This is a genomic window from Mesorhizobium sp. M7A.F.Ca.US.005.03.2.1 (assembly GCF_003997795.1).
Lineage (GTDB): Bacteria > Pseudomonadota > Alphaproteobacteria > Rhizobiales > Rhizobiaceae > Mesorhizobium > Mesorhizobium ciceri.
Window position 1 is genome coordinate 1 of the sequence record NZ_RZRP01001077.1, and the last position, 1,806, is coordinate 1,806.

The window sequence follows — 1,806 nt, forward strand, 5'->3', positions numbered from 1 at the left end:
ATGTAGCTGTGCCAGGCGCCGAACGACGTCACATAGCCCTGGTGTGCATATTGGGCGATCGCATCGTCGATCGCCGCCGCGATCATCGCTGCCTTGTCCGGCTCCGCCTCCTGCAAAGCCCGTACAAGTCTGACGCGCTCCTCGGGTGAAAGGGCCGCCGCATAGGCCAGCCCCATCGATGTCTTCCAGATCGGCAGATAGGAGCCCGGGTTGAGCCGCAGCGTGACAAGGCTCTCCGACCGGCAATTGGCGAGATACACCATGTTGAGGCTGTCGCGCGTGCCGAGCGCCACCGCCGCCCCCGTCAAATCGGCCAGCGGCTGCATCAGCGGCCGGGCGACGTGCACGACGGCGCTTGAACTGAGCGCCGAATAGCCGAGCGCCACGGTAGCCGACCCCAGGCTGTAGCGGCCGAGATCCTTGTCGTACAGGAGGTAGCCGAGCGCGCTCAGCGTATAGGTGATGCGCGACACCGTGGCTTTGGGCAGGCCGGTGCGGGCAATGATGTCCTGGTTGCCGAGCGAGGCGTCGCCCGGCCGGAAGGCGCGCAGGATGCCGAGCCCGCGGACCAGCGACGACGAAAGCTGTGCGCCTTCGCCTTCAAGCTCCGTCTCGTCCCTGGTGGCTCGCTTGCGCACGCTGAGGTCTTTCTGGCGTCGTCGTCCGCCTGTCGGGCCGGTGACGTCGGCACTGTCGATCAAAAATGAAATTAAATTCCATTTATATTGACAGCGGCTTTCGCGGGCTGTCAATATGTTTCCGTCGATGGCATGTCCCAGCGCCTTGTGCCATCTTACGAAGCCCCTCCTTGTGAAGGTAGCCACGTGTCTCGCTATATTTTGCGCCGGCTTATCGCAATGCCGTTTCTGGTGCTCGGCATCGTCACCATCGCCTTCCTGATCACCACGGTGACCAAGGGGGATCCGCTGACCGCGATTGTCGCCGAACAGCAGATGAGCAACCCCGAGGTGGTGGCCGCCGCCAAGACGCGTTGGGGTCTCGATCGTCCTTTGCCGGAACGCTATATGATATATCTTGGTAATCTGCTGAGCGGCGATCTTGGCACCTCGTTCATCACCAAGCGCAATGTCGGCACCGACATTCTCTACCGCTTGCCGGCAACGCTCGAACTGGTTTTCGCCGCGATGATCTTCGGCACCACGCTCGGCATCGTGCTTGGTGTGCTGGCCGCCTATTTCCGCAACAGCCTGATCGACCATGGCGCGCGGCTGTTCGCCTTGTTCGGCTCTTCGCTGCCGGTGTTCTGGTCGGGGCTCGGCCTGTTGTTCATCTTCTCCGTCATGCTGAACTGGCTGCCGGGGCCGGGCAGGGTCGATGCCCGCTTGGCATTGCCGCCCGGCATCACCGGCTTCCTGACCATCGATTCGCTTCTGGCTGGCGACTGGACCGTCTTCAAGGACGCGCTCTGGCACCTGCTTCTGCCGGCCTTCGTCCTCGGCTGGACGGTTTCGGGCACCATATCGCGGCTGGTGCGCGCCAACATGCTTGATGTGATGAGCCGCGAGTTCGTGCTCACCGCGCGCGCCAAGGGGGCGAGCGAGTTCCGCGTCGTCATCGTCCATGCGCTGCGCAACACCATGGTGCCGACCCTGACCGTCATCGGCTATTCCTTCGCCTATCTGATCACCGGCGCGGTGCTGACCGAAACCATCTTCTCCTGGCCGGGCATGGGATCCTATGCCGTGGAGGCAGCGCGTGCGCTCGACTTCCCGGCGATCATCGGCGTCACCATCGTCGGCGGCCTTGCCTTCCTGGTCACCAACCTTATCACCGACATACTCCTGT

The 1,806-nt window shown here is 63.0% G+C and carries 2 protein-coding genes; one reads left to right on the forward strand and one right to left on the reverse strand.

Translation table 11 applies throughout. The features are described from left to right. The coding region (locus EN991_RS34770) for an IclR family transcriptional regulator (protein ID WP_245461163.1) at positions 1 to 701 on the reverse strand (701 nt) is incomplete at its 3' end. Positions 702 to 824: 123 nt separating this feature from the next. Between EN991_RS34770 and EN991_RS34775 the strand changes: the two genes are divergently transcribed. Then, the coding region (locus EN991_RS34775; protein WP_164769611.1) for an ABC transporter permease at positions 825 to 1,806 on the forward strand (982 nt) is incomplete at its 3' end.